Source organism: Streptomyces sp. NPDC048639 (assembly GCF_043199075.1).
In the GTDB taxonomy this organism is placed as follows: Bacteria; Actinomycetota; Actinomycetes; order Streptomycetales; family Streptomycetaceae; genus Streptomyces.
In genome coordinates this window covers 151,459-178,253 of sequence record NZ_JBICVP010000001.1, presented here as the reverse complement: position 1 = coordinate 178,253, position 26,795 = coordinate 151,459, and the positions used below count along the sequence as shown (strand labels likewise).

The window sequence follows — 26,795 nt, the reverse complement described above, 5'->3', positions numbered from 1 at the left end:
GGCCGCATGCTGAAGGTGGGCCTGACCGGTGGCATCGGCGCGGGAAAGAGCGCGGTGTCACGGCTGCTGGCGTCGTACGGCGCGGTGATCGTGGACGCGGACAAGATCGCCAGGGAGGTCGTGGAGCCCGGGACACCCGGACTGGCGGCTGTCGTGGCCGAGTTCGGTCCGGAGATCCTGGCCGAGGACGGCACGCTGGACCGTCCCAAGCTCGGGAGCATCGTCTTCAACGACCCCGAGCGCCTGCGCGCGTTGAACGCGATCGTGCACCCGCTCGTCGGCGCCCGCTCGGCCGAACTGGAGGCATCGGCGCGCAAGGAGGACGCCATCGTGGTCCACGACGTGCCGCTGCTCGCCGAGAACGGCCTGGCCGGGCTGTACGACTTCGTGGTGGTCGTCGACGCCTCCACCGAGACCCGGCTCGACCGGCTGGTGCGGCTGCGCGGCATGGACGAGGGCGAGGCCCGTTCCCGCATGGCCGCTCAGGCCACGCGCGAGCAGCGGCTGGCCGTCGCCGACCTGGTGATCGACAACGACGGACCGCTGGACGCGCTGGAGCCCCAGGTCGGGAAGGTGTGGCAGGAGCTGCGGGAGCGCGCTGCGGCGGAGTGACGCGGCGCGACCGGCCCTGTGCGGTGCGCTGCACCCGGACGACCGGCGCCTCGCGCCGCACGCGAAGTCCCCTTCCGGGTGCGAAGTCCCCGTCCGGCGGCTTCCGTGCAGCGCCCGGGGGCGGGACCCTGGTGTGTCGGGGGAATGCTGTTCCGTACGGCGTTGTTGCCCCGACGGCAGCGGTACGAGCGATGGTCCCTGCGCTCGCCGCCGAGCAGCTCTGGAAGGAGCCGGCCGTGCCCGAGAGCACCCCCGCGACCCACGTCATCGACTTCCGCGCGGCGGAGCACCTGCTGGCCGCCCGCGACCCTCGGGGCGCGATCCAGCTCCTCGACAAGGTGATCGACGCCCACCCGGAGAGCGGCGCGGCGCGCCTGCTGCGAGCCCGCGCGTACTTCCTGGCCGCCCGACTCCGTGCGGCGGAGCGGGAGTTCCGGCACATCGTGGATCTCGAACCGGACAACGCGTTCGCCCACTTCGCCCTGGGCCGCACGCTCCAGCGCGCCAACCGCCCGGACGAGGCTCTGCGCCACTTCCGCCTGGCCGCGGCCCTGGATCCGCGCCCGGACTACGTCGAGGCGGCTCACTTCGACGACCGGGGCTGAGCGGGCACCGGCCCTCCTGAGCGAGAATCCGTGGGCACCGAGGTGACCGCGGTCCGGCACGACGCCGGCCCCGGACGCCCTGCCCGACGAGAGGCTCACGATGGAAATCTGGATCAACCCGGCGTGCTCCAAGTGCGCGTCCGCGCTGACGCTGCTGGACGCCGAAGGCGCCGCGTACGAGGTCCGGCACTATCTGGAGGAGCCGCCGGGCACGCAGGAGATCGAGGAGGTGCTGCGGCGCCTGGACATGGAGCCGTGGCACATCGCGCGCCTCGGCGAGCCTGTGGCCGCCGAGCTGGGCCTCGGCACCTGGGCGCGTGACGCCTCCACCCGCCCCCGCTGGATCGAGGCGCTCGCCGCCCACCCGATCCTGATCCAGCGCCCCATCATCACGGTCGACGACACCACGGCGGTGGTGGCCCGTACGGAGGACTCGGTCCGCTCGGTCCTTCCGTAGAACCCCGTGCCCACGGGCGCGGGCCCCGGTGCGACCGAGTCCGCGAGGGAGCTCACGCAGGTCGTGATCGTGTCGCAGAGGTGTGGCACGATGCTGGCGTGCCGAGACTGGGATCGGGAATTCCGCTGGTCGGGCGCGGCGTCGAGATGGACCGGCTGCGTGCGGCCCTGCGGCGTGCGGCGGGGGGTTCCTCCGGGGCGGTGCTGATCGCCGGGGAGGCCGGGGTCGGCAAGACCCGGCTCGTCGAGGAGCTGGCCGCGTACGCCCGTGACGCCGGGGCGGTCGTGCTCTCCGGCCGCTGCGTGGACGTCGGCGAGGCCGGACTGCCGTACCTTCCCTTTGTCGAGGCGCTCGCCCAGGTACGCGATCTCGGCGAGGAGGGCCGTCCGGCGCGGCCGGGGATGTCCATGCTGCTGCCCGGTCCCGCGGTGCCGCGGACCGAAGAGGCCGCCTCCGAGCCGCAGCGCTTCGCTCCGAACCACAGCAATGCGTACGGCATCGCGCCGCGGCGCGAGCAGGACATCGGGCAGCTCCAGCTCTTCGACGCGGTCCACGCCCAGCTCGCCGAACTCGCCGCCGAGCGCAGCGTCGTGCTGGTCGTCGAGGACCTGCACTGGGCGGACGGTTCGACCCGGGGGCTGCTCTCGTTCCTGCTGTCCCGGTCGCGCGCCCGGCGGCTTCTCGTCGTGGGCACCTACCGTACGGACGACCTGCACCGCCGGCACCCGCTGCGCCCGCTGCTCGCCGAACTCGCCCGTCTGCCCGCCGTGGAGCGGCTGGAGCTGGCGCCCTTCGACGCCGCGGACGCGCACGCCTTCGTCGCCGCGCTCGCCGAGGGGCGCGTCGAGGAGGAGACGATGGCGCGGGCCGCCGGGCAGTCGGAGGGCAACGCGTTCTTCGCGGAGGAGCTGCTCGCCGCGTTCACCGACGAGGGCGGCGCCGAGCGGTACGCGGGCGGCGCACGCGGCATCCCGTCCTCCCTCATGGACGTTCTGCTGACCCGGGTGGAGCGTCTCGGCGAACCGGCCCAACGCGTCATCCGCGTCGCCTCCGTGGCCGGGCGCAGAGTCCGGCACAGCACCCTCCGCGAGGTGTGCGAACTGGACGACGACCGGCTCGAGGAGGCCCTGCGCGAGGCCGTGCAGCACCATGTGTTCGTCGTCGGCGGCGCAGGTGGTGAGGGCGGTGAGGGCGAGCGCGAGACGTACGCCTTCCGCCACGCGCTGCTGCGCGAGGCCGTCTACGGGGACCTGCTGCCGGGGGAGCGGGTCCGCCTGCACGCCGCGTACGCCCGGTATCTGACGGGGCGGCAGGCAGCGCGGCGCGGAGCGGCCGCCGAGCTCGCCCACCACAGCCTGGAGAGCAACGCCCTGCCCGACGCGCTGGCCGCATCCGTACGGGCCGCCGAGGAGGCCACGAGCCTCGGCGCACCCGCCGACTCGCTGCGCCTCCTGGAGCAGGCGCTGCGCCTGTGGAGCGCGGTGGAGGCGGAGCGGCGCCCACCGGGCACCGACGAACTGACCCTGCTGCGCAAGGCGTCATGGGCGGCCGGCACGTCCGGTGAGCCGGAGCGGGCCGTCGCCTTCGCACGCTCCGGCGTTCAACTCGCCGACGAGCGAAGCGATCCGGAGGTCGCCGCCGAGGCGCGGCGCCGCCTGGCCCAGGCTCTGCTGGCGATCGAGGGCACCGAGGACGAGGCCCGTACGGTGATCGCGCGCGCCTGGGAAGGCGTCGCCGGGCTGCCGCCGAGCCGCACCCGCGCCTGGGTACTGGCCGTGCAGGCCCGTATTCTCCGTTTCGACCAGCGGGAATTCGCCCGCGAACAGGCCGAGTTGGCGGTACGCGACGCCCGCGCCGTCGGAGCCACCGGGGCAGCCGCCGACGCCCTGGCCACGCTCGCGATCCTCACCGAGCCCGAACACGGACCGGAGAGGAGCCGGGAACTGCTGACGGAGGCCCTGGAGGGCGCCGCGGATGCCGGGGCGATCACCGTCGAGCTCCGGACCCGGTACTACCTCGGCATCCACCACTACGAGCAGGGACGGCTGAAGGAGGCGGACGACGCCATCGACGCGGGGGTCCGACGCGCCTGCGCCAGCGGACTCACCTGGAGCGACTTCGGCCTGGAGCTGCGCGTGCTGCGGGTGCTGACCCGCTTCGCGGGCGGCGACTGGGACGCGGGCGAGGAGGCGGCCGAGCAGCCGAGCGGACGCGTTTCCGGCACCGTGTCCGCCCGTCTCGCCGCCGTCGGCCTCCATATCGCCGTCGCCCGGGGCCGGTTCGGGGACGCGGAGCAACTGATCACCGATCTGCGTACCGAGTGGTGCCGGGATCTGCAGATTCCGCTGATGGCCGGTTCGGTCGGCGCCGAACTGGCCTGCTGGCGCGGTCAGCCCGAGCTCGCCGTCGCACGGGTCCGCGAGACGCTGGACTGGGCGCGCAAGGTCGGCGGCCCGTGGCTGATGGCCGGGATCCGGCTCGGGGCCCTGGGCGTCAGCGCGTACGCCGATCTTGCCGGGAGCGCCATGGCCCGGGACGACACCGCCGCCGTGGAGCGGGCCGTGGCGGAGGGCGAGCGGTTCGTGGAACATGCGCGGCGTACGGCCGAGCACGGCACCCCGCGTACCGGCGTCCTCGGCCCCGAGGGGCGCGCCTGGCTCGCCCGGGCCGAGGCCGAGCTGACCCGCCTGCGGGGCGCGAGCTCCCCGGAGAACTGGCAGGCAGCGGTGGACGGGTTCGGCTACGGGGCCGTGTACGAGCAGGCGTTGTGCAGGTGGAGGCTCGGCGAGGCGCTCCTCGGGGCGGACCGCAGGGACGAGGCGATCGCCGTCCTCCGGGACGCGGACGCGGCGGCCGTAGGACTGGGAGCGGTACCGCTGCGCGAAGCCGTCGACCGACTGGCCCGCCGCGCACGGATTTCCCTCACCTCCGCCGGGGACAAGGCGGCGCCGGAGAGCGGCGACGCGGCGGCCGTCGTGCTCACGCCGCGCGAGCTGTCGGTGCTGCGCGTGGTGGCACTGGGCAGAACCAACCGGCAGGTGGGCGAGGAGTTGTTCATCAGCGAGAAGACGGTCAGCGCGCATCTGTCGCACATCATGGCGAAGCTGGGCGCCGGCCGGCGGGGCGAAGCGGTGGCCATCGCGTACGAGCGCGGGCTCCTGGACTGAAGGCACTGGGCTCACGGGTCTTCTCCCGCCGTGCGAGGCGGCAGCGGGACCGCGCAGGGTGTTCCTCAGCTGAGCCGGGCGCTGGACGACCGCGGCGTTCCGGCTTCGTCCCGGCGTAGGTCTGCCCCGGTGGACCTCCACCGGGCCCGGGCCTCGCCCGCCCTCCCTGGCAGCCGAGGCCCCCGGCCACCCGGCCCCCGGGCAACCCCGGCCACCCGGCCCCCGGGCAACCCCGGCCACCCTGGCCCCGGCCCCTGCCCTGGCAACACCCCGCCGCCCGGTCTGCCCGCCCCACGGCCTCCGGAGATGGCCTCCGAAGACGGCCCCGCCCAGGTCCCGACCGGCCCTGGCGCCCTTCACCCGCGCCGGGTGAAGTGAGCCGCCGCCCCCGTCGGCCACGCTCGGAGCAGGCCCCGCGGCCGGGCGCCCCCTGCCCGCGCCCGCGCGACCCCGCCGGGACCCGCTCCCCGTCCCGGTGATCGTGCTCGATCCGGCGATCGGAGAGGTGCCCATGACCGACCCGGACACGTTGTCGGTGAACACCATCCGCGGCCTGTGCATGGACGCCGTCCAGCGGGCCGACTCCGGGCACCCGGGTACGCCCATGGGCATCGCGCCCGTCGCGTACACGCTGTGGCAGCGCTTCCTGCGCTTCGACCCGGGCAACCCGATCTGGCCGAACCGCGACCGCTTCGTCCTCTCCGAGGGCCACGCCTCCACCCTGCTGTGGTCCCTGCTGCATCTGACCGGCGTCCGCGCGGTGGACCCCGACTACGAGGTGCTGGGCCGGCCCGCGGTCACCCTGGACGATCTGAAGTCCTTCCGCCGCCTCGACTCGCACTGCCCCGGCCACCCCGAGTACCGGTGGACGAGCGGCGTCGAGACCACCACAGGACCGCTCGGCCAGGGCGTGGCCACCTCCGTCGGCATGGCGATCGCCGGACAGTGGCTGGCCGCGCGCTACAACCGCGACGGCTTCCCGCTCTTCGACTTCGACGTCTACGCGCTCGCCGGCGACGGCTGCATGATGGAGGGCATCGCCTCGGAGGCCGCCTCACTCGCCGGCCACGAGCAACTCTCCCGCCTGTGCTGGATCTACGACTCGAACCGGGTCACCATCGAGGGCCGCACCGGCATCACCTTCACCGAGGACGTGGCCGCCCGCTTCCTGGCGTACGGCTGGAACGTGACGACCGTCGCCGACGCCAACGACCTCGACCAGGCCGCCCGCGCGTTCCACACGTTCAGGGCCGAGACCGAGCGCCCCACCCTCGTGCTGGTGCACAGCCACATCGGCTACGGCTCCCCGGTCGAGGACTCCCCGAAGGCCCATGGCGCCCCCTTCGGCCCCGAGGGCGTCCGCGCGACCAAGCGCTTCCTCGGGATGGACCCGGACGCCGACTTCGCAGTCCCCGACGGCGTACGCGACCACTTCGACCACGGCATCGGCGCTCGTGGCGAGGAGTTGCGCATCGAGTGGGAGAAGCGGTTCGAGGACTACCGGGCCGCGTACCCCTCTCTCGCCCGCGAGGTGGAGCTCATGCAGCGCCGCGAACTGCCCGACGGCTGGCAGGAGGCGCTGCCCGCCTTCCCGCCCGACCCCAAGGGCTTGGCCACCCGCGAGTCCTCCGGCCGGGTGCTCAACTCCCTTGCCGGGGTGGTGCCGTGGCTCCTCGGAGGCTCGGCGGACCTGTCGCCGTCGACCAAGACCCGGCTGACGTTCGAAGGAGCCGGGGACTTCGAGCCCGACGACCGGGCCGGGCGCAATCTGCACCTGGGCGTACGGGAACACGCGTCCGCGGCCGTCGCGAACGGCATGGCGCTGACCAAACTCCGCCCGTACTGGTCCGGGTTCCTGATCTTCTCCGACTACGCCAAGGCGGCCATCCGCCTGTCCGCGCTGATGGAGATCCCCACGGTCCACATCTTCACCCACGACTCCATCGGGGTCGGCGAGGACGGCCCCACCCACCAGCCCGTCGAGCAACTCGCGGGTCTCCGCGCGATGCCCGGGCTGCTGGTCTTCCGCCCGGCGGACGCGAACGAGGTCGCCGAGACCTGGCGCATCGTGGCCGCGCTGCGCCACGAGCCCGCCGCGCTGGTCCTCTCCCGGCAGGCCCTGCCGACACTGGACCGCTCGCGGCTGGGACCCGCGTCGGGCGTCGCCCGCGGTGCGTACGTCCTGGCCGACGTGGAGTCGGGAACACCCGAGGTCATCCTGCTCGCGACCGGTTCCGAGGTCGCGCTCGCCCTCGCCGCGCGCGAAGACCTGGCCGCCGAGGGCATCGGGGCCCGGGTGGTGAGCATGCCGTGCTGGGAGCTGTTCGACCGCCAGCCCCGGGAGTACCGCGATCAGGTGCTGCCGCCCGACGTACCGGCCCGGGTCGCCGTGGAGCAGGCGTCCACCTTCGGCTGGGACCGCTGGGTGGGCGACCGCGGTGCCGTCGTCGGCATGCACACCTACGGCGCCTCCGCGCCGCTGAAGCAACTGCTCACGAAGTTCGGGTTCACCCCTGAGCGGGTGTCCGCCGTCGCCCGCGCATGCCTGGCGGACGCCGGTGGCCATGCGCCGCAGCAGAAGGAAACGGAGGGCCGGTCATGACGACGGACACGCCCCTGCAGCTCGGCATGGTCGGGCTCGGCCGGATGGGCTCCAATCTGGTGCGCCGGCTCATGCGCGACGGACACCGCTGTGTCGTCTACGACCTCGACGCCAAGGCCGTCGAGGAACTGGAGGGCGAGGGCGCAGGCGCGGCCTCCTCGCTCCAGGACTTCGTGGGGAAGCTGGAGACGCCCAGGACCGTATGGCTGATGCTGCCCGCCGGCGCCGTCCAGCCCACCCTCGAACTCCTCGCGGGAATGCTCGACCGCGGGGACACGGTCATCGACGGCGGCAACTCGTACTACCGCGACGACATGGCCCGCGCCCGGCAACTCGCCCCGCACGGCATCCACTACGTCGACTGCGGGACGTCGGGCGGCGTCTGGGGGCTGGAGCGCGGCTATTGCCTGATGATCGGCGGCGAGGACGAGCCGGTCCGGCGCCTGGACCCGATCTTCCGCACCATCGCCCCCGGCGCCGGAAGCGCCGAGCCCACACCGGGGCGGACCCGGACCGACGGGACCGCGCCCGAGGGCTATCTGCACTGCGGACCCAGCGGCGCCGGGCACTTCGTGAAGATGGTCCACAACGGGGTCGAGTACGGGATGATGGCCGCCATCGCGGAGGGGCTCAGCGTCATCGAGCACGCCGACGCCGGCCTGGACGACCGGACCGTGGACGCCGAGACGGCCCCGCTGCGCGAGCCCGAGGCGTACCAGTACGACATCGATGTGGCGGAGGTCGCCGAGGTGTGGCGGCGCGGCTCGGTCGTCGGCTCCTGGCTGGTCGACCTGATCGCCGACGCCCTGGCGAACTCCCCGCACCTCGACACCTACTCCGGGCGGGTCTCGGACTCCGGCGAGGGCCGGTGGACGGTTCTCGCGGCGGTCGACGAGAGCGTGCCCGCTCCCGTCATCAACGCCGCCCTGACCGAGCGCTACGAGTCGCGCGGACTGGGGGAGTTCGGCGACAAGGTGCTGTCCGCGATGCGCGGCGAGTTCGGCGGGCACGCCGAGAAGGCGGCGTGAGCCGTGGCGTCGGCGCGCCAGTCACGGCGGAGCAAGGGGCCGGTCCCCGACCCGCACGTCATCGTGCTGTTCGGGGCGACGGGTGACCTGGCACGGCGCAAGCTGCTGCCCGGGCTGTTCCACCTCGCCAAGGCCGGGCTGCTGCCGTCCCGTTACCGGATCGTCGGCTCGGCGCCCGCGCAGGCCGCGCTCGGCGACGACGCCTTCCGCAAGCACGCCAGGGAGGCCGTCGAGGAGTTCGGACGGGCGAAGCCCGAGGGCCGTGCCTGGCAGGAGTTCGAGGAGACACTGCACTTCGGCGCCGCCGACCCGGAAGACACCGAACCGCTCCTCGCGGCGGTGCGGGAGGCCGAGCGGGCCATCGGCGGCACTTCGCGCCGCCTGTTCCATCTGGCCGTACCGCCCGCGGCGTTCACCGAAGTCGTCGGAATGCTCGGCGCGACCGGGCTCGCCGAGGACGGCCGGCTGATCGTGGAGAAGCCCTTCGGCACCGACCTGCCCTCGGCCCGGGCCCTCAACGAGACGATCCACTCCGTCGTGGACGAGTCGCGGGTGTTCCGTATCGACCACTTCCTCGGCAAGGAGTCCGTGGACAACATCCTCGCGCTCCGCTTCGCCAACGGGCTGTTCGAGCCCATCTGGAACCGCGACCACATCAGCCATGTGCAGATCGATGTCCCCGAGAGCATCGGCATCGAGGGCCGCGCCCAGTTCTTCGAGGGCACAGGGACCTTCCGCGACATGATCGTGACGCATCTCTTCCAGCTCCTCGGCTTCGTCGCCATGGAGCCCCCGACCGCGCTGAACGCCAAGTGCCTGCGGGACGAGACGGTGAAGGTCTTCGAGACCATGGAGCCCATCGACCCGGCCCATGTCGTCCGGGGCCAGTACGAGGGGTACCGCCACGAGCCGGGTGTCGACCCGCACTCCGACACCGAGACCTTCGTCGCCCTGCGCGTCGGACTCGACAACTGGCGGTGGGCCGGCGTCCCGTTCTACCTGCGGTCCGGCAAGTCCCTCGGGCAGGGCGGGCACATGGTCGCCCTCGGCTTCCGCGAACCCGCCCTGCGGATGTTCCCCGACGAGGCGCGGCGCCACGCCGACGCCCGCAGCAACCGGCTCGTCATCGACTTCGCCGACCCCGGCCGGATCGCCGCCCGCTTCCTGGCGAAGGACCCCGGCCCGGCCATGCACCTCGGCACGGCCGACATGACCTTCAGCTACGCCGAGTCCTTCAACACGCTGCACGCCCTGGAGGGATACGAGCGCCTGATCCTCGACGCCATGCTGGGCGACCAGTCGCTGTTCACCCGCGCGGACGGGATCGAGCGTCTCTGGGAGGTGTCCACCCCGCTGCTGGAGAACCCGCCCCCGGTGCAGCCGTACGCCCCCGGCTCCTGGGGGCCCGACGCGGCCCGCCGGCTGATCGCGCCCTACCACTGGCACCTGCCGGACGACTAGCGCCGCCGAGAGGCCCGGACCGTGGAGAGGCGAGGAGCCGGATTGCGGAGCCGGGCGGAGGCGGACCCGCGGGGAGGGCCCTCGGTCGCAGCGCGTCGCGTTCACGCGCCCGCCGGTCGCTTCTAGGCTCGGGGCCATGCTCGGGCTTCCGGATCATGTGCGTACGTGCCTCTTCGACCTCGACGGTGTGCTCACCCGGACCGCGGAGGTCCACGCGGCCGCGTGGAAGGAGATGTTCGACGACTATCTGCGGCAGCGCGCCGACCGCGAGGGCATCCCGTTCGTGCCCTTCGACCCGGTGCACGACTACGACCAGTACGTGGACGGCCGACCGCGCGCCGACGGGGTCCGCACCTTCTTCGCCGCCCGCGGCATCGACCTCCCCGAGGGCAAGCCCGACGACCCGCCCGGGGCGGACACCGTGCACGGCCTCGGCACCCGCAAGAACGACCTGGTGCTGCGCAAGATCGACCAGCAGGGGGTACAGCCGTACGAGGGCTCGGTGGCCTACGTCCGGGCCGCCCGCGACGCGGGCCTGCGGCGCGCCGTGGTCTCCTCCAGCGCCAACTGCCGCGCCGTACTGGAGGCCGCGGGCATCGCCGACCTCTTCGAGACGCGGATCGACGGGATCGTCGCCCGCGAGAGGCGTCTGCGCGGCAAACCGCACCCGGACACCTATCTGGCGGCTGCCCGGGCCCTCGGGGCGGAACCGGGCGACGCGGCGGTCTTTGAAGACGCGCTCGCAGGAGTGGAGGCCGGGCGTTCGGGGAACTTCGGAATGATCGTCGGCGTGGACCGGGCCGGGCAGGCCGACGAACTGCGCCGGCACGGTGCCGACGTCGTCGTCCAGGACCTCGCCGATCTGCTGGAGGGCCGCTGAATGATCAGCCACCCCAACTACGCGGTGGAACCGTGGTGTCTGCGTGAGACCGAGCTCGACCTGCCGGTGCTGGCCCAGAGCGAGTCCGTCTTCGCCCTGGCCAACGGTCACATCGGCTGGCGCGGCAACCTCGACGAGGGTGAGCCGCACGCTCTTCCCGGCACCTACCTCAACGGCGTCCACGAGCTGCGCGATCTGCCGTACGCGGAGGCCGGCTACGGCTATCCCGAGTCCGGCCAGACGATGATCAACGTCACCAACGGGAAGATCATCCGGCTGCTGGTCGACGACGAGCCCTGCGACCTGCGCTACGGCGAACTGAACGGGCACGAAAGGGTCCTGGACTTCCGCGCCGGCGTGCTGCGCCGCACCGCCGAATGGACCTCCCCGGCCGGCCGCAGCGTCCGTATCACCTCCACCCGGCTGGTCTCCCTCACCCAGCGGGCCGCCGCCGCGGTCCTCTACGACGTCGAGCCGCTCAACGGGCCGGCCGATCTCGTCCTGCAGTCCGAGCTCGTCGCCAACGAGCAACTGCCCGGCAGCGACGGCGATCCGCGGAACGCCGCCGCCATCGACTCCCCCCTCCTCGCCGAGGAGGACTTCGCGCAGGGAACCCGGCTGCGGCTGGTCCACCGCACCGAGCGCAGTGATCAGCGCGTCGCGGCCGCGGCCGACCATCTCATCGACGGCCCGGAGTCGACGGCCTGGTCGGCGGAGAGCGAGCCGGACGTCAGCAGGCTGACGGTCACCAGCAGGGTCGAGCCCGGACAGCGGCTGCGGCTGGTGAAGTTCGTGGCGCAGGGCTGGTCGGGGCAGCGCTCGCTGCCCGCCGTGCACGACCAGGTCGACGCTGCTCTCGCCGCCGCCCGGTCCATCGGCTGGGAGGGACTGCTCCGCGACCAGCGCGCCTATCTGGACGACTTCTGGTCGCGCGCGGACGTGGAGGTGGAGGGCGATCCGCAGATCCAGCAGGCCGTACGGTTCGCGCTGTTCCATCTGCTGCAGGCCTCGGCGCGCGCGGAACAGCGGGCCATCCCCGCCAAGGGGCTGACGGGCACCGGCTATGACGGGCACTCGTTCTGGGACATCGAGTCCTTCGTCCTCCCCGTCCTCACCTACACGGCACCGGACGTCGTCGCGCCGGCGCTGCGCTGGCGGCACGCGACCCTTCCCGCCGCCCGCGACCGTGCGCACCAACTCGGCCTCCGGGGCGCGGCGTTCCCATGGCGCACCATCACCGGGCAGGAGTGCTCGGCGTACTGGCCCGCGGGAACCGCCGCCTTCCATGTGAACGCCGCCGTCGCCGACGCCGCGCTGCGCTATGTGACGGCCACCGGGGACGAGGACTTCGAGCGCGGGCCGGGACTGGACCTGCTGGTCCACACGGCCCGCCTCTGGCGCTCGCTCGGCCACCACGACACCGAGGGCACCTTCCACATCGACGGGGTCACGGGACCCGACGAGTACAGCGCCGTCGCCCGCGACAACCTCTACACCAACCTGATGGCGCAGCAGAATCTGGTGGCCGCGGCCGAGGCCGCCGTACGTCACCCGGACCGGGCCCGGGACCTCGGGGTCGACGACGAGGAGACCGCGGAATGGCGGGACGCCGCCGCCCGGATCGCCGTGCCGTACAACGAGACCCTCGGCGTCCACGAGCAGTCGGCGGGCTTCACCCGGCTGCAGATGTGGGACTTCGAGGGCACCGAACCGGACCGGTACCCGCTGCTGCTGCACTACCCGTACTTCGACCTGTACCGCAAGCAGGTGGTCAAGCAGGCGGACCTGGTCCTGGCGATGCAGGTGCGCGGCGATGCGTTCACCGCGGACGAGAAGGCGCGCAACTTCGCGTACTACGAGGCGCTGACCGTACGGGACTCCTCGCTCTCGGCGTGCTCGCAGGCCGTGATGGCCGCCGAGACCGGTCATCTGCGCCTGGCCTACGCCTACTTGGGCGAGGCGGCCCTGATGGATCTGCAGAATCTGGAGCACAACACGCGGGACGGGCTGCACATCGCGTCCCTGGCGGGCACCTGGATCGCCCTGGTGTCCGGCTTCGGCGGCATGCGGCGGCCCGGAGACCACCACGACGGCGGGATCTTCGGCTTCGCGCCGCGGCTGCCGGAGCAACTCTCCCGGCTGGCGTTCAGCGTTGTGGTGCAGGGGCGGCGGCTGCGGGTGGAGATCGGCGACTCGACGGCGCGCTACACCCTGGTCCACGGGGAGCCGCTGCGGATCCTCCACCACGGCGAAGAGGTGACCGTATCGGCGAAGAAACCGGTCGAGCGGGCGGTGCCGCCGCTGCCCCCGCTGCCGGAACCGCGTCAGCCGAGGGGCCGACGTCCCGCCGAACGCTCGGGCGGGACGGCGGAACGGGGGGAAGCACCGGACTGACGGCGTGCGGCGAGGGCTGCGCGGGCAGCGGGGCCGGTCGCACGGGCCAGGGGAGAAGTGCCGTCCCACCGGGGCCGGAGACCGCTGGGTGGCGGACGGATCAGGACCTGTAACGTACCCGGGTCAACTCAGAGTTGACGTCTGGTCACACTGCCTCAACCATCGGGGGATCTCTGCCATGTCCGCACCGCCGCCCTACCAGAATCAGCCGCCGCAGCAGCCCTATGGCCACCCGCAGCAGCCGCCGCAGGGGTATGGCCACCCGCCGCAGCCGCCGCAGGGGTATGGCCACCCGCCGCAGCCGCAGCAGCCGTATGGCCACCCGCCGCAGCCGCAGCAGGGATACGGGTTTCCGCAGCCGCCCGGCGGGCCCCAGCGGCCGCCGCAGAGGAATCCGCGGAGGAGCCCGCTCCGGGGGCTGGTGAACGTGGTGGTCCTCCTGGCGGTCTTCGGCGGGATCGCCTGGTACGTGTGGGACTACAACACCGACCCCAACGGCGGCAAGGCCAAGGCGGAGGCCTCACAGTCCGCACAGGCCAAGGAGAACGAGAAGTACCGGCCCGAGGTCGGTGACTGCGTGAAGGTCGACGACCCCCAGGGAGACCCGCAACCCGAGGTCGTCGACTGCGGCTCGGCAGAGGCCGAGTACAAGATGGGCGACATGCTGTACGGCCCGGACAAGAAGTGCGGACAGCGCTTCGACTACGGCATCGAGTACTCGAGCAGCCGCGGTGGCGATCACACCCTGTGCTTCACCAGGGTCTGACCTCCGAACCGCGGTCCGGCCGTCGCCCGTGGGAACGGGGGCGGCCGGACCGCGTCCGTGCGAGCCGGAGTTCGGCGGCGATGCCAGGACGCTAGCGCTTGCCCTCGCACTCCTTCCAGGCCAGGTGGTAGACCGTGCTGACGCTGGCGTCGGTGGAGTCCATCGTCATGAAGCTGGTCTTGCGCGCGTCGGAGGTGCCCCGGTTCACGCGCAGCTCGGTGTTGATGTTGAAGTTGCGCTGCTCACCGCAGGGCGCCCATACGAGCTGGGCGACGTCCGTCTCGTCGGACGCCTGCCAGTTGTCGTTGAGGGGGCCCTTGAAGTTGTGGTTCTTGGTGACCGTCTGCGGCATCCCCTGGAAGTAGTAGTTGGCCCGCGACTGCCCGCTCGCGCCGTTCTCGAGGTACGCGAACCCGCGGTAGTCGGCCCGGGCGATGGCGTACGTGAAGCCGCCGGGGACGTGGACGATCAGGTTGAGCTGACAGTTCTTCCGGAACGAGGTCGGATCCGAATTCCCGCCCACCTGGGCGAGGTAGTCGCTGTACGTCACGGTGAAGGCCGTGTTGTCGGGCGAGACCGCCACGGCGGCGGTGCCCTCGGGGCACCCCGACCCGTTGACGGTCGCCAGCTCGATCACGATGTGATCCGGCGGTGTTTCGATCGCGGGCGCACCGTGGGCCGATGTGGTCGCACCGAACAGCGCGGCCACCGCACCGAGCACGGCCAGGGTTCTTCGCATGGGGGGTTCTCCATTCGCTGGTGGCTGGTCAACACCCGCCTGCGGCGCAGCAGATGGCGCGGAGCAGGGCGAGGTGTTTGTGAAGAACATGCTGAGATTGCGTGCACATGCCAGCAGGTTGCGCCCCACCTGTGAAGGCCGCCTCGGGGTGACCGCTTGCGCCGAGGGCCGGACGGGGGGAGATCCGGCCGCATGCCGAATCGGCCGGATTTGGGTCTGGCGGCCCCGGAGCCGTGGCAGCAGGGCCGGCTGTCAGGGGGCGGCCACGGCGGGAAGAGGTCGGGGAGCGGCGGAGGGCAGGCTGCCTGCGGAGGGGGCGGAATCCGGACGTCTGCGTCGTCGATCGGCCGGTGAGGGGGGTGGCGGAAGGCGCCCAACTCGTCCGAATCGCACCCGGGTTGATCCGTCACGCCGAGTTGGCTGCGGACCCAGGGTCGGCGCCGATGCGCACCGTCCCGTCACCGGTAACCGCGCTGCTGTGCGTGTTCAAGGAGATCCCCGCACCAGCCCGGGTTCTTCCGCCGGAATGGGTGTCACCCGCCGGTCGGAGACTGGTGAGCAGGCCGTCGAGTGGGGCGGGTGTGCGGTCGGGGTCGAGCGCCTCGACGAGGACGCGGCCGTAGCGGATCTTGCGCCCTTTCTTCGTGCCGAGGAAGCGCCGCAGCTGCTGCTGTGAGGTGCGGCTCTGCTGTGCGGGCTGGCGCAGGAAGGTCTCCAGTGCGCGCAGGTCGCCCTCCGCCCGGACGAGTTCCTCCACCCGTGTCACGCCCAGCGCGCGGATGAGCTCGTCCTCCAGGTCCGCCGCGCAGACGAAGAACCCTTGCTGCGCTGCACCGGCCCGCTCCAAGCCGCGGGCGTAGTAGCGATGCTCCGCCTCGTCGCACAGTCCCGTGAGGCGGAGGCCCAGGCCGGGTGGCCCGAGGAGACGGGTGAAGCGCCCGACGCTCATCGCACCGCCCATTGGCAGGACGCAGACTCCTTCGTCCTCCAGGTTCCGTCCGCGGTTCGCGGCCAGCGCGCTCACCGCTGCGGCGTCGCTCGGCCCTTCGAGCAGGACGACCGCCCGGACGGGCAGCCGCGCGGCCAGCTCGCGCGCGGTGTCGCCGGGGCCACCGGCCGCCCACGCGGTGACCGCCTCCCGGAACGACCCCATGTCAGCCATGGGACGAGTCTCCGCCCTTTCCGGCCACCACGGTAGGGAATTTCCGCCGGTGCTGCGATCGGCGGTGAGCCGTCGGGCCGATGGTCCGCGGGGAGGAGGCAGCTGCCGCCGGGGTCGGCCCGAGGTGGCCACGAAGACGACGGCGCCGGCACCTCCCGATCCCCGTACCGCCGTCGGCCACCGCCCCCGCGGGCGCGAGGAGTGCTCCGGGCAAGAGGGCTGCTCGGGGCGGCGAGCACTGCTTGGGGCGCGAGGGCTGCTCGGGGACCACTCGCCGGAAGAGCTGCCACTGCTCGTCCGGCGCCATGCCTTCCACGATTCCCGCAGCCCGGACCACGGGCCGCCCGCGTCACAACCCCCGCGCCCACCCTTCCAGTTGGGCGAAGTCCTCCTCCCGCAACCCCCGCCGCGGATTGATGCGGAGCAGCAGCGCCGGGGCGTCGTGGTGGGTCGCCACGTGTGTGGTGTCACGATGGGTGATCAGGTCGTCGACCCATGCGAAGGGCCGGCCGGCCGCCCAGGTCAGGATGTGGCGGGTCTTCCAGTACAGGCCCTCGGGGTCGCGCGTGAAGAGTTCGGGCCATTCGATGACCGGTAGCTCGCGGGGGAGTCCGATGGCGGGGGCGATCATCGCGTTCGCCTGGTGCATCCATGTCGTGGCCCAGGCCAGCTCGTACGGGAGCGCGGTGAGGCGCGCACCATGGCCCGGGTTGAGGCGGACGCGGAGGCCGCGGCGGTGGCGGCGGGAGCCGGGGGTCTGGCGGGCGAGCCAAGCGGCGGGGTGGAAGCGGTGGGTCGAGTAGCCGTGGGGGCGCAACAGCCGGGCGCCGTACGGGTTGAGGGGGCCGTCGACGTCGAGGAGCAGCAGCGGGCGATCCGTCATGCCGTGCTCCTACCCCCGCCGCAGCCCGTTGCCCCCTGGTCGGGGAAGTCTCCCGGACCGGCGACCGAGATGCTTGACGGTTCGTCAGATCGGGGTGACCGTAGGTGCCATGGCGAACCGACGCGCGTACCGGAGCCCGTTCCGTACCCGGTGGTCGGCCGGCCTCCTCGCCGGGGTCGCGGCGCTCGCGGCGCTGTACGCCGCTCCCGTCGAGGCCCGAGCGCAGGCACCGGCGCCCGACACCGCCGGGGCACCCCTGTGGTTCGACACCCGCGGCTCGGCCGAAGTCTCCCCGCAGGGCACGCGGTTCGTCGACGGCCATGGCCGCGAGGTCGTGCTGCGCGGCTTCAATGTGTCCGGCGAGGTCAAGCTGGACGAGAACGGCGGGCTGCCGTTCGCCGGTACGGCCGACGCGCGCAAGTCCGCCCGGGCCCTGCGGAATCTCGCCGGCGCCGACACCGTGCGTTTCCTGCTCTCCTGGGCCTACGCCGAGCCGAGGCCCGGCCGCGTCGACACCGCCTATCTCGCCGCGGCCGCCGAGCAGATGAAGGAATTCCTCGACGCGGGTCTGCGGGTGTACCCCGACTTCCATCAGGATCTCTTCTCCCGCCATCTGTTCGACCGGGGAAGCTGGTACACCGGCGACGGCGCCCCCGCGTGGGTGGTGAAAGCGGGCGGTTACGGAAAGGAGTTCTGCGGAATCTGCGTGCACTGGGGGCAGAACATCACCCAGAACAAGGCCGTCATGAACGCGAGTCGTGACTTCTGGCACAACCGCACCCTCGCCACGGACAATGGCTCACTCGGTGTCCAGGACGCTTTCCTGGACACCGCGGAGAAGACGATGACATATCTTCGCGAGCACCTCACCGCAGGCCGGTTCGCCCGCGTCGTCGGCTTCGATCCGTACAACGAGCCGTATGCGGGGACGTACGAGGCGGGGCAGAACAGCCGAGCCTGGGAGCGCGACCTGCTGTGGCCGTTCTACGAGCGGTTCCGTGCCCGTATGGATGCGGCGGGATGGCAGGACAAGCCGGCGTTCGTGGAGCCGAATCTGTATTGGAACAGCAATCTGGACTTCACCCGCCAGGAAGGCGGTCTGCTCGACTCCGGGAAGATCGGTCCCCGGTACGTCTTCAACACGCACTTCTACGACCAGAAGGCGATATCCGGGATCTTCATGCCGGGGAAGGCGAAGGACGGCCAGTACGGAGCCGACTTCCAGAAGACGCGCGACCGTTCGGCCGCCGCCGACACCCCGGCCGTGGTCGGCGAATTCGGTCATCCCCTGAACGGCGCGATCGCCGGGAAAGCGCCGACGATCCTCAAGGCGATGTACCAGGCCCTCGAATCCCGTATTCCCGGCCGGGATTGGTGGGATCGGGCCGCCGAATCAGGAGCCGTGCTCTCCTCGACCCAGTGGCAGTGGGACATCTACAGCGGCCGCCACCACGAAGTGATGAACGGCAACCCCGACAAGGTCCTCACAGAGGCCGATGCATGGAACGACGAAGACCTCTCGTCCGTCGGACTCGACGAGTCCGGCGAGCCCGTTCTCCGCCAGGACGCACGGCTCCTCGACCGTCTCCACCCGAGCGCGGTGGCGGGCCGCGCGCTCGCCTTCACCTACGAGGACCGGTCTCGCGACGCCGGGACCACGCTCACCTGGAACCGCATCCCCGACGACCTCCCGAACGTCGCCCGGCTCGTTGGCTCCGGACAGTACGGCATCCTCGTCTGGCGTTCCGGCGACGGCCCGGCGGAGGTGCCCACCGAACTGCATGTGCCGCACACCTTCGACCCGGCCACGACGACCGTGGTCTCCGACTTCGGCACGGTCACCGGCCCGCCGCGCTACACCGCCGACGGCCGCACTGCCGACCACCCCGTCGCGATCGCCCCGGAACCCGGTGCCGCCGCGGCGGGCGTCGGAGCGAGCGGTGTCAGGACGAGTGGTGGCACGGCGAGCGGCATCAGGGCGGATACGGCCGGCGGCGATGCGACGGCCCGCCGTCTCCTGCTCTCCGCGCCCCACGGGCCGGGCACACTCCACTACGCCCTCGTCAGCGACGGCACCACGCACCCCTCACCCGAACTGCGCGCCGCCGCACAGCGGGAACTCACCGATTGGGCGGCCCGTTCCGGCTTTCCGGCCTTACCGACGAACTGATCCCGGGCCCCTCCCCGCGTAGGTCCGTGATGCTCCGCGACCGGTCCGCGCTCCCGCTCCGCGGCCCGCCGCCGGGAGGTTCCGGGCGGCCGCCGGTCACCGCCACCGCCTCCGCTCCGGCGCGGCAGCCCGCCTCGGCCGCGTCCACCGTGTCGCGGGACGACAGGCGCGTGGCGAGGAACGCCCCGGTGAACGCGTCGCCCGCCCCCGTCGTGTCCACGCACCCGGCCGGTACCGCGGCGACGCGGGGGCCGGTCCTTCCGCCCTCCGCCAACAGGGCTCCGTCCGGCCCGAGTTTCATCACCACCAGCGGGAAACGGCGGCTCAGGACGGAGGCCGCCTCCTCGGGCTCACGCGTGCCCGCGAGCAGCCGTGCCTCTTCGAGGCTGGGGAGCAGGACGTCCACGCCGGAGAGTGCGCCGAGGAGTCTGCCGGGGCCGAAACCTTCGATGAACCCCGCCGACGCCGGGTCCACGCTCACCGGAACGCCCTGCGCCCGCGCGGACTTCATCGCCGCTTGCGCCAGCGCGCGGGAGGTGTCGGCGAAGAAGAGGTAGCCCGACAGGTGGAGATGGGCCACCCCCTCCAGAAGGGCGTCGTTCCAGTCCTTGGGGCCGAGGCCGAGGGCGGCGCCGCTGTCGGTGACCAGGGTGCGTTCGGCCGTGGCGTCCACGAGCGAGATGACCACCGCCGTGGGGACGTCCGGCTCGGTACGGAGCACGGGGCGGACGCCGGAGCGACGGAGCGCCTCCTCGTGCCAGGCCGCGGAATCCTCGCCGACGCACGCCATCAGGCGTACGTCGGCCGCGCCCGCGTGTGCCGCCCAGCACGCGACGTTCGCGCCCGCGCCGCCCGGCAGGGTGGAGATGCGTGCGGCGGTGTCGGTCGCCGGGGTCAGGGGAGTGGCGTGGCGGGCGACGACGTCCGTGACCACGTCGCCGATGACCAGCAGGGCGCCGGGAGTTCCGGTTCGGGTCACCGCCCCGCTCACGCCGCCGACCATGCCGTCGCGATCTGCGCCCCCAGACGTACGTTGCCGCGGACCGCCGCCAGGTTCGCCTCCAGTGACGCGCCCGCCGTGTGGCGGACCAGGTAGTCCAGGAGGAACGGGGTCACCCCCTGGCCCGTGACGCCCTCGCGCGCGCACGCGTCCAGCGCGTCCTCCAGCACGCGGTCGTGGAGCGCAGGGTCGAGCTGATGGTGCGTCGGGACCGGGTTGGCCACGATGAGAGCCGACTCCCGTTCGCCCAGCCCGTCCTGGGCGGCCATGATCGACGCCACGCTGCCGGGCTCCTGCACCGTCCAGTCGACCGGCTCGCCCGAGCTGCTCACATAGAAGCCGGGGAAGGAGTCGGTCCGGTAGCCCACGACGGCGACGCCCAGCGTCTCCAGGCGCTGCAGCGTCGCCCGGACGTCGAGGATCGACTTCACGCCGGCGCAGACGACCGTGATGCGCGTACGGGCGAGCAGCCCGAGGTCCGCCGACTCGTCCTGCGTCGTCGTCCACTCGCGGTGGACGCCCCCGAGGCCGCCCGTCGCGAACACACGGATTCCCGCGCGCCGCGCCAGGAACGCCGTCCCGGACACCGTCGTCGCGCCGCTCGCTCCCGCGGCCAGTGCGGGCGCGAGGTCGCGGTGGCCCAGCTTGCGCAGCGAGGGGTCGTCGGCGATCCGCTCGAGCTGGGACTTGTTCAGGCCCACGTGCACGCGCCCGTCGAGGACCGCGATGGTGGCGGGCACGGCCCCATGGGCCCGGACGATCTCCTCCAGGTCCTCCGCCACCCGCAGATTGCGGGGCCGCGGCAGGCCGTGCGCGATGATCGTCGATTCCAGGGCGAGTACGGGGTGACGGTCCGCCAGCGCTCCCCGTACCTCCTCGGACTGGACCATCAAAGGTGTGGGCATCGCTGTTCGACTCCCGTCTCGTCGGTGGTGCAGTGCTGCCGTCCGCTCCGTCGGCCTTCCCCGGCCGTCGGCCTTCCGCGCAAGGACCGTCCTCCGCCTCCGCCCTGCCGTCCGCGTGGGGGCCCATACGGGTATGGCCGCCGCCCCCTCGGCGCGGCCATACGGGTACGTCCTGGGTCCGCGTACAGCCGTCGTCCGGGAACGGCGGTGCGCGCAACGACCGTGCCGATCACCCGCTTCCTACCCATCCCTGGCGTGCGCGCCACGCGCCCAAACCTGCGTGGCAGTCCTTGACTCCGGCGCCGTTTGGATAGAAAAACATGACACAAGATGACAAATGCTGATAGTCCGCTGCGGCGCCTCGAGCGCGAGAGAGTTCATGGAAGGGCTCACGAGAAGAGCTCGCCGGAAAGCCCACGAGAAGGCTCATGACCGAGCTCGACGACCGAGGTCGAGCTCACGACAGAGCTCATGACAGAGCTCATGAGAGAGCCTTCGCGCGAGCCGGAGAACTCGAGGACCGCCGGACCCGGCCGACTCCACGGGGGCCTTCATGCGCAAGCTCCGCGCCACGCACCGCATCAGACCGCGTCTCACCCTCCTCGTCGCCGCCGTCACCGGCGGCGCGCTGACGTTCGTCCTCGCTCCGCCCGCCGGCGCCGACCCCGCCACCCCGGTCGCGTATCCCTCCGGCGGAAGCTCCACCCGTTATTCCGGGCTCGCCTTCGACACCTGTTCCGCGCCGACCCTCGACGCCATGAAGGCCTGGGGCGCCTCGCCGTACCGCGCCGTCGGGATCTACTTCGGCGGTGTCAACCGCACCTGCGCCCAGCCGCAGCTCACCCCGGACTGGGTCGGCGAGGTCTCCGGACTCGGCTGGCGGCTGCTGCCGATCTACAAGGGACTCCAGCCGGCCTGCGGTGCCCGCGACCGTGACCAGAAGATCACGTCCTCGGGCGCGGCCGCCGAGGGCCGGGCGGCGGCCAAGGACGCCGTCACCAAGGCCAAGGCGCTCGGCCTCCTCCCCGGAAGCGCGTTCTACAACGACATCGAGAACTACTCGCGGACCGACAGCGGCTGCCGTACCGCCGTGCTCACCTACCTCTCCGCGTGGACCGAGGAGCTGCACGCCCGCGGCTATCTCTCCGGTGTCTACATGAACCTCAACCACGGGGCGGAGGACCTCGCGGACGCCTACAACTCCTCGTCGTACGCCCGCCCCGACGCCCTCTGGATTGCCCGCTACGACGGCACCCAGTCCCTCACCGGCTGGGACGGCATCGACGCGTCGAAGTGGGCGGTGCACCAGCGCGCCAAGCAGTACACCAACAGTCACGACGAGACCTACGGCGGCGTGCGGATCAACATCGACAGCGACCGGCTGGACGCGCCGGTGGCCACGGTCGCGCACCCGTACAAGGTGACCAGCTCCGGCGCCCTCTCGGCGCGCAGCGGACCTGCCACGACCGCCTCGGTCGTCCGCTCGCTCGGCGCCGGCGCTTCGGTGAACGCGGTGTGCCAGACGCCCGGTTCGAAGGTCGGCGACAGCTCCGTCTGGAACAAGCTCTCCGACGGCACCTACATCGCCGACGCGTATGTGAACACCCCATCGGACACCGGCTACAGCGCGATCCTGCCGCGCTGTGCGTACCCGTACCAGGTCACGGCCGCCGACGGGGTCAACCTGCGCACCGGTGCGGGCACCGCGAACGCCACCGCGGGCACGATCCCCGGCGGCGCCCTCGCTTGGGTCGTCTGCCAGGCACCGGGGTCGGAGGTGAGCGGCACGAAGGTGTGGAACAAGCTCGACACCGGCCGCTGGGTCTCCGACTACTACGTGTCCAACGCCAGCAATACGACGTACAGCAAGCCCGCGCCGCGCTGCTGATCGCGGCGGAGGCATGATGGGGACGTGCGGCTCGAAGCGATCTCCTGGGAACGGCTGACCGGCGTCCTGGCCGGCCGGATCGCGGAGACGGAAGCCGCCGACGGCAGCCCCTGGCTGCGCGTCGCCGTCGACGGAGCAGCGGCCGCCCGCCCCGAGGGGCCGGCGGCCGCTCTCGCGGACGCCCTGCGCCTGCTCGGCCGGCCGGTGCGGACCGTGGCGGCGGACGGCTTCCTGAGGCCCGCCTCGCTGCGCTACGAGTACGGGCGCGAGGACCCCGACACGTTCTACGACGGGTGGCTCGACACGGGTGCTCTGTGGCGTGAGGTCTTCGGCCCGCTGGAGCCCGGGGGCAGCGGACGCGTCCTGCCGGACCTGTGGGATCCGGTCACCGACCGCGCCACCCGCAGTCCCTACGCCGAACTGCCGCCCGGCGGTGTCCTGATCCTGCACGGGCCGCTCCTCCTCGGGCGGTGGTTCCCGCTGGACCTGACGGTGCATCTGATGCTCTCGCGCTCCGCGCTCGCCCGTAGGACGGAGGAGCGGGACCGCTGGACCCTCCCGGCCTTCAAGCGCTACGAGGACGAGGTGGGGCCGGTGGAGACGGCCGATGTGGTCGTACGGGTGGACCATCCCCGGAATCCGGCGTGGAGCGGGTGGCGGACGTAGCCGGCGGCCGAGGCCAGTAGGGGCGGATGGGAGCCGCGGGCGAAGGGGGCGGCGATGCCGTCCGGACCGCCGTACGGGCCCGGGGCGGACGCGCCGGTTGACTTGGAGTGCGCTCCAAGTGATGCAATCCCCGCCTCGGCCGGGACCGCGACTCGCCGCGGGGCATCCGCGTCGGCCGCCCCGGCACCATCACGCACACATCGGGGGTATGGCGATGACCGACTCTTCTGTCGTCCTGATCACGGGCGGCGGCAGCGGCATGGGAGCTGCGGCGGCACGGCAGCTGCTGGATCTGGGACACCGTGTGACCGTCACCGGGCGATCGGCGGACCGGCTGCTCCGGTTCGCCGAGGAACTCGGCCGCCCCGAGGGGCTGTTGACACTTCCGGGAGACGCGTCCGACCACGAGGCCGTGCAGTCGGCCGTCGAGGCCACGCTCAAGACGTTCGGACGGCTGGACACCGTCGTCGCCAACGCGGGGTTCGCCACCCACGACACGATCGCCGACGGCGATCCGGCCGGGTGGCGGGAGATGGTGCTGACGAACGTCCTCGGCCCCGCCCTCCTCATCAGGGCCGCCCTTCCGGCGCTGAAGGAGACGGGCGGGCGCGTCGTTCTCGTCGGCAGTGTGGCGGGGATCGTGCACACCCCGGGCAACCTGTACGGGGCGACGAAGTGGGCGGTGACCGGGCTCGCCGAGAACACCCGCCGCATGGTGACCGGCGATGGTGTCGGCGTGACCCTGATCGCTCCCGGCCGCGTGGAGACGCCCTTCTGGGACGGGCTCGGAAGCCTTCCCGAAGGCCGCTTGCTGACGGCTGATCAGATCGCCGAGGCGATGGTCTGGGCGATCCGGCAGCCGGCCGGTGTCGACGTCAACAGCGTGGTCGTCAGGCCGGTCGGCCAGCCGGTGTGAACGGCGTCGATTCCCTTGCCGGTGCGAGGCCGTGACCGCAACCGCTTGCCGCACGCATCTGTCCGCGTACTGACAAGCCTGCAACCATCGTGCACGTCCGTACGCGGTCCGTACGCACGGCACGTCCCCACGGTCCGTTCGCGCCACCCGGCACCGCGTCGGCGCCACCCAAGAGCCCCACGAGACACACCGGGAGAGGAAACATCGTGAAGAGATCCGCACTTCTCGGCATGTCCGGCGCCCTCCTCGCCGCGGCAACGGCGTTCAGTGCCCCCGCCATCGCGTCACCGGCCCCCGCGTCCCCACCCGCCCCGGCCGCGTCCGAGCGGGCCGCCGTCGCCAAGCTCACGCACGCCCAGGCGACGTCCCGGCTTCGGGCCGCGGGCATCTCCTGGACGTCCAGCGGCGGGTGCAGCGACCGCAACAACCCGACCTGTACGTCGTTCGATCAGGTCAACCTCGCGACCATCCAGGGCGCCGAGACACTGAGGTCCGCCGGCGGGTGCGCCCTCACGATCACCGGCGGCACGGAGACCGGCCACGCCTCCGGCACGTACAGCCACTGGAACGGCTACAAGCTCGACTTCAGCCCCACGAGCTGCCTGAGCAACTACATCACCGGCACCTTCACGAACATCGGTCCCCGCCCGGGTGACGGCGCCGCCCAGTATCAGTCCGGCTCCGGCAACATCTACGCCCGCGAGAGCAACCACTGGGACGTCCTGTACTACAACTGCGGCGGCTGCTGACCGCGCGCCACCCCTTGCTTCCGTGCCCCCTTTCGTCCCGCCCGGAGGTGCTGGCGTACTGGTTGCCCGGACCGCGGGCAACCAGTGCCGGGCGGCACGCAGGAAGGAGCGGTGTGCGGTGAACTGGCGGCGGAAACTGCAGGGGCGGCGTGAGCACGACCTCAACGAGGACGCCAAGCAGATGTTCAACCAGGGCGACCGCGAAGGGGCGTTGCGCCTCTGGCGGGAACTGGCCACGACAGGAGACGGCGCCGCGGCCGCGAACATGGTGATCGAGTGCGCCGCCGACGAGCTGTACGACGAGGCGTTCCAGTGGTGGGGCAAGGCCGTCGAGCGCGGCATGGACATCCCCGTCCACGAGCCCGGCGTACGGCTGCGGACCATGCAGCGCAGGCCCGCGGCCGAGGGGTGGTGGCGCAAGGCCGCCGAGGTCAGGAACGACGACACCAGCCGCGAGCACCTGGGCGCGGCCCTGCGGGAACAGGGGCGGTCGGACGAGGCCGAGGAGTGGCTGAAGCCGGGCGCCGAGCGCGGACACGGCGGCTGCGCACGGGAGTTGGCGACGCTCTACATGCTGCGGAAGGAGGAGGCGACCGGCGACCAGGTCAAGCGGGCCCATGCGGCGCGTGCGCTCAACTGGGCGCAGCGGGCGGCGGTCGCGGGCGACGCCAGAGCCCGGGTGCTGCTGCTCCGCCTCGACCGCTGAGGCGGCGCAGAACAGCCGAGCACAGCGGGCCGAGGGACAGGGGAAGGGCAGCGCTGAGCGGGCCGGCGCTCCGGCGCGGAAGCACGACGCGGCGCGGGAACTCGGCCCGCGCACCCGGTGGTTGCCCCGGTGCGCGGTCCCGTGCCCCCCTCGGCGGCACGGTCCCGTGCCCTCGTCGGCGTGTGTCGCACCGCCCGCGCCGGTGGAGTGGCGTGCGATCCTCCGCGGCCGGTTCAGAACAGCGGCTGCGGCAGCACCCCTTCCAGGGCGAGCAGGGCCCGCTTGGTCTCCAGGCCGCCACCGAAGCCGCCGATGCCGCCGTCGCTCTCGACCACACGGTGGCAGGCGACGACGACCGGCAGCGGATTGGAGCCCATGGCCACACCCACGGCCCGTGCCGCGCCGGGCTCGCCGACCCGCTCGGCGAGGTCGACGTAGCCGACCACCGTGCCGTACGGGACGCCGTCCGCCAGTTCGCGCAGCACCCGGCGGTTGAACCCGCCGGACAGCGACCAGTCCAGCGGAAGCGCGAACGCGCGCAGGGTGCCGGCGAAGTACGCGCCGAGCTGGTCCACGGCCTGCGCCAGCACGCGGTCCGCAGAGGTCCGCTCCTCGGCGCCTCTGCCGTCCGGGACCGCGCCCGATCCCTCGGCCGGACCGGACCCCTCGGCCGATGAGCCCGCCTCCACGGGGTCCGCGCCGAGCCGGGCGGACAGACGCTCCCGCGCCTTGCGGGCCGTCTCCTCGTCGGCGTGGAAGACGACGTTGACCAGCCCTCCGGGGGTCGCGGCGAGCAGCAGCGGTCCGATCGGGGTGTCGGTCACGGTCCAGGTCACGGTGGTCATGCTCCGGAGCGTAGCGCCGGGGTCCGACACTCCCGCCGCCGCGCGGAACCGCGGCCCTCCACCGCACCGGTACCGCGACCGGCCGGCACCGCGACTGCCCCGCCGCAGTGACCGGCCGGCACCGCGCCCCCGGCTCCCGGCGCAGTGCGGCCGCGCCCCGGGCTGGGGCGCGGCCGCAGGGGGTGCCGTGGGCT

21 protein-coding genes and 1 pseudogene are annotated in these 26,795 nt (G+C 72.5%); 16 read left to right on the top strand and 6 right to left on the bottom strand.

Annotated features, from left to right (window positions below):
* The first annotated feature begins 6 nt into the window (after positions 1–6).
* The 10 genes from coaE to ACGFNH_RS00750 all read left to right on the top strand — a co-directional run bounded on the left by coaE (position 7) and on the right by ACGFNH_RS00750 (position 13,972).
* Positions 7–612 carry a dephospho-CoA kinase gene (gene coaE / locus ACGFNH_RS00795; protein ID WP_393650806.1) on the top strand — a complete coding sequence of 202 codons (606 nt, stop codon included), beginning with the start codon at positions 7–9 and terminating at the stop codon, positions 610–612.
* A gap of 236 nt (positions 613–848) precedes the next feature.
* On the top strand, positions 849–1,217 hold the full coding sequence (locus tag ACGFNH_RS00790) for a tetratricopeptide repeat protein (RefSeq protein ID WP_393650805.1): 369 nt from the start codon (positions 849–851) through the stop codon (positions 1,215–1,217).
* A gap of 100 nt (positions 1,218–1,317) precedes the next feature.
* Positions 1,318–1,674, top strand: coding sequence for an ArsC/Spx/MgsR family protein (locus tag ACGFNH_RS00785; protein ID WP_393650804.1), 357 nt, complete (start codon positions 1,318–1,320; stop codon positions 1,672–1,674).
* A 98-nt stretch (positions 1,675–1,772) separates the two neighbouring features.
* Positions 1,773–4,841, top strand: coding sequence for a helix-turn-helix transcriptional regulator (locus tag ACGFNH_RS00780; RefSeq protein ID WP_393650803.1), 3,069 nt, complete (start codon positions 1,773–1,775; stop codon positions 4,839–4,841).
* 511 nt (positions 4,842–5,352) lie between these two features.
* On the top strand, positions 5,353–7,443 hold the full coding sequence (tkt, locus tag ACGFNH_RS00775; RefSeq protein WP_393650802.1) for a transketolase: 2,091 nt from the start codon (positions 5,353–5,355) through the stop codon (positions 7,441–7,443).
* Complete coding sequence (gene gnd / locus ACGFNH_RS00770; RefSeq protein WP_393650801.1) at positions 7,440–8,471, top strand: phosphogluconate dehydrogenase (NAD(+)-dependent, decarboxylating); 1,032 nt, start codon at positions 7,440–7,442, stop codon at positions 8,469–8,471. The genes tkt and gnd overlap by 4 nt, the downstream gene beginning before the upstream one ends.
* A gap of 3 nt (positions 8,472–8,474) precedes the next feature.
* Positions 8,475–9,932 carry a glucose-6-phosphate dehydrogenase gene (gene zwf, locus ACGFNH_RS00765; RefSeq protein ID WP_393650800.1) on the top strand — a complete coding sequence of 486 codons (1,458 nt, stop codon included), beginning with the start codon at positions 8,475–8,477 and terminating at the stop codon, positions 9,930–9,932.
* A 136-nt stretch (positions 9,933–10,068) separates the two neighbouring features.
* Complete coding sequence (locus tag ACGFNH_RS00760) at positions 10,069–10,812, top strand: HAD family hydrolase (RefSeq protein WP_393650799.1); 744 nt, start codon at positions 10,069–10,071, stop codon at positions 10,810–10,812.
* Positions 10,813–13,206 (top strand): glycoside hydrolase family 65 protein, encoded by a 2,394-nt coding sequence (locus tag ACGFNH_RS00755; RefSeq protein ID WP_393650798.1) that lies wholly within the window; start codon positions 10,813–10,815, stop codon positions 13,204–13,206.
* A 178-nt stretch (positions 13,207–13,384) separates the two neighbouring features.
* On the top strand, positions 13,385–13,972 hold the full coding sequence (locus ACGFNH_RS00750; RefSeq protein WP_393650797.1) for a hypothetical protein: 588 nt from the start codon (positions 13,385–13,387) through the stop codon (positions 13,970–13,972).
* Between the two features lie 91 nt (positions 13,973–14,063).
* On the opposite strand, the gene ACGFNH_RS00745 is transcribed toward ACGFNH_RS00750, so the two are convergent.
* The 3 genes and pseudogenes from ACGFNH_RS00745 to ACGFNH_RS00735 all read right to left on the bottom strand — a co-directional run bounded on the left by ACGFNH_RS00745 (position 14,064) and on the right by ACGFNH_RS00735 (position 16,756).
* Positions 14,064–14,711 carry a DUF4360 domain-containing protein gene (locus ACGFNH_RS00745; RefSeq protein WP_393650796.1) on the bottom strand — a complete coding sequence of 216 codons (648 nt, stop codon included), beginning with the start codon at positions 14,709–14,711 and terminating at the stop codon, positions 14,064–14,066.
* A gap of 547 nt (positions 14,712–15,258) precedes the next feature.
* A pseudogene (locus ACGFNH_RS00740) lies at positions 15,259–15,873 on the bottom strand (TOPRIM nucleotidyl transferase/hydrolase domain-containing protein); the annotation flags it as partial.
* Between the two features lie 349 nt (positions 15,874–16,222).
* Positions 16,223–16,756 carry a hypothetical protein gene (locus ACGFNH_RS00735; protein ID WP_393650795.1) on the bottom strand — a complete coding sequence of 178 codons (534 nt, stop codon included), beginning with the start codon at positions 16,754–16,756 and terminating at the stop codon, positions 16,223–16,225.
* Between the two features lie 109 nt (positions 16,757–16,865).
* Here ACGFNH_RS00735 and ACGFNH_RS00730 point away from each other — a divergent pair, with 109 nt between their 5' ends.
* Complete coding sequence (locus ACGFNH_RS00730) at positions 16,866–18,926, top strand: endoglycosylceramidase (protein WP_393650794.1); 2,061 nt, start codon at positions 16,866–16,868, stop codon at positions 18,924–18,926.
* On the opposite strand, the gene ACGFNH_RS00725 is transcribed toward ACGFNH_RS00730, so the two are convergent.
* Positions 18,877–19,929: a carbohydrate kinase family protein gene (locus ACGFNH_RS00725; protein ID WP_393650793.1), complete on the bottom strand. Its 1,053-nt coding sequence runs from the start codon at positions 19,927–19,929 to the stop codon at positions 18,877–18,879. The genes ACGFNH_RS00730 and ACGFNH_RS00725 overlap by 50 nt on opposite strands.
* Positions 19,914–20,831: a pseudouridine-5'-phosphate glycosidase gene (locus ACGFNH_RS00720; RefSeq protein WP_393650792.1), complete on the bottom strand. Its 918-nt coding sequence runs from the start codon at positions 20,829–20,831 to the stop codon at positions 19,914–19,916. Before ACGFNH_RS00720 ends, ACGFNH_RS00725 begins: the two co-directional genes overlap by 16 nt.
* A 553-nt stretch (positions 20,832–21,384) precedes the next feature.
* Here ACGFNH_RS00720 and ACGFNH_RS00715 point away from each other — a divergent pair.
* From ACGFNH_RS00715 to ACGFNH_RS00695, 5 genes are all read left to right on the top strand, one after another.
* Complete coding sequence (locus ACGFNH_RS00715) at positions 21,385–22,719, top strand: glycoside hydrolase domain-containing protein (protein WP_393650791.1); 1,335 nt, start codon at positions 21,385–21,387, stop codon at positions 22,717–22,719.
* Between the two features lie 24 nt (positions 22,720–22,743).
* A complete protein-coding gene (locus ACGFNH_RS00710) occupies positions 22,744–23,385 on the top strand; it encodes a uridine kinase (protein WP_393650790.1) in 642 nt (213 codons plus the stop codon).
* Between the two features lie 214 nt (positions 23,386–23,599).
* On the top strand, positions 23,600–24,301 hold the full coding sequence (locus ACGFNH_RS00705) for an SDR family oxidoreductase (RefSeq protein ID WP_393650789.1): 702 nt from the start codon (positions 23,600–23,602) through the stop codon (positions 24,299–24,301).
* 230 nt (positions 24,302–24,531) lie between these two features.
* Entirely contained in the window at positions 24,532–25,050 is a 519-nt protein-coding gene (locus ACGFNH_RS00700; protein WP_393651457.1) for a hypothetical protein, read from the top strand.
* 118 nt (positions 25,051–25,168) lie between these two features.
* Positions 25,169–25,756 (top strand): tetratricopeptide repeat protein, encoded by a 588-nt coding sequence (locus tag ACGFNH_RS00695; protein WP_393650788.1) that lies wholly within the window; start codon positions 25,169–25,171, stop codon positions 25,754–25,756.
* Between the two features lie 233 nt (positions 25,757–25,989).
* Here ACGFNH_RS00695 and ACGFNH_RS00690 read toward each other — a convergent pair whose 3' ends face one another.
* A complete protein-coding gene (locus ACGFNH_RS00690) occupies positions 25,990–26,601 on the bottom strand; it encodes a methylated-DNA--[protein]-cysteine S-methyltransferase (protein WP_393650787.1) in 612 nt (203 codons plus the stop codon).
* Positions 26,602–26,795 lie beyond the last annotated feature (194 nt).

Coding starts and splice junctions, on each gene's coding strand:
- coaE (WP_393650806.1), top strand. CDS start 7: ATGCTGAAGGTGGGCCTGACCGGTGGCATCGGCGCGGGAAAGAGCGCG.
- ACGFNH_RS00785 (WP_393650804.1), top strand. CDS start 1,318: ATGGAAATCTGGATCAACCCGGCGTGCTCCAAGTGCGCGTCCGCGCTG.
- tkt (WP_393650802.1), top strand. CDS start 5,353: ATGACCGACCCGGACACGTTGTCGGTGAACACCATCCGCGGCCTGTGC.
- gnd (WP_393650801.1), top strand. CDS start 7,440: ATGACGACGGACACGCCCCTGCAGCTCGGCATGGTCGGGCTCGGCCGG.
- ACGFNH_RS00760 (WP_393650799.1), top strand. CDS start 10,069: ATGCTCGGGCTTCCGGATCATGTGCGTACGTGCCTCTTCGACCTCGAC.
- ACGFNH_RS00755 (WP_393650798.1), top strand. CDS start 10,813: ATGATCAGCCACCCCAACTACGCGGTGGAACCGTGGTGTCTGCGTGAG.
- ACGFNH_RS00750 (WP_393650797.1), top strand. CDS start 13,385: ATGTCCGCACCGCCGCCCTACCAGAATCAGCCGCCGCAGCAGCCCTAT.
- ACGFNH_RS00745 (WP_393650796.1), bottom strand. CDS start 14,711: ATGCGAAGAACCCTGGCCGTGCTCGGTGCGGTGGCCGCGCTGTTCGGT.
- ACGFNH_RS00735 (WP_393650795.1), bottom strand. CDS start 16,756: ATGACGGATCGCCCGCTGCTGCTCCTCGACGTCGACGGCCCCCTCAAC.
- ACGFNH_RS00730 (WP_393650794.1), top strand. CDS start 16,866: ATGGCGAACCGACGCGCGTACCGGAGCCCGTTCCGTACCCGGTGGTCG.
- ACGFNH_RS00725 (WP_393650793.1), bottom strand. CDS start 19,929: ATGGTCGGCGGCGTGAGCGGGGCGGTGACCCGAACCGGAACTCCCGGC.
- ACGFNH_RS00720 (WP_393650792.1), bottom strand. CDS start 20,831: ATGCCCACACCTTTGATGGTCCAGTCCGAGGAGGTACGGGGAGCGCTG.
- ACGFNH_RS00715 (WP_393650791.1), top strand. CDS start 21,385: ATGCGCAAGCTCCGCGCCACGCACCGCATCAGACCGCGTCTCACCCTC.
- ACGFNH_RS00705 (WP_393650789.1), top strand. CDS start 23,600: ATGACCGACTCTTCTGTCGTCCTGATCACGGGCGGCGGCAGCGGCATG.
- ACGFNH_RS00700 (WP_393651457.1), top strand. CDS start 24,532: ATGTCCGGCGCCCTCCTCGCCGCGGCAACGGCGTTCAGTGCCCCCGCC.
- ACGFNH_RS00690 (WP_393650787.1), bottom strand. CDS start 26,601: ATGACCACCGTGACCTGGACCGTGACCGACACCCCGATCGGACCGCTG.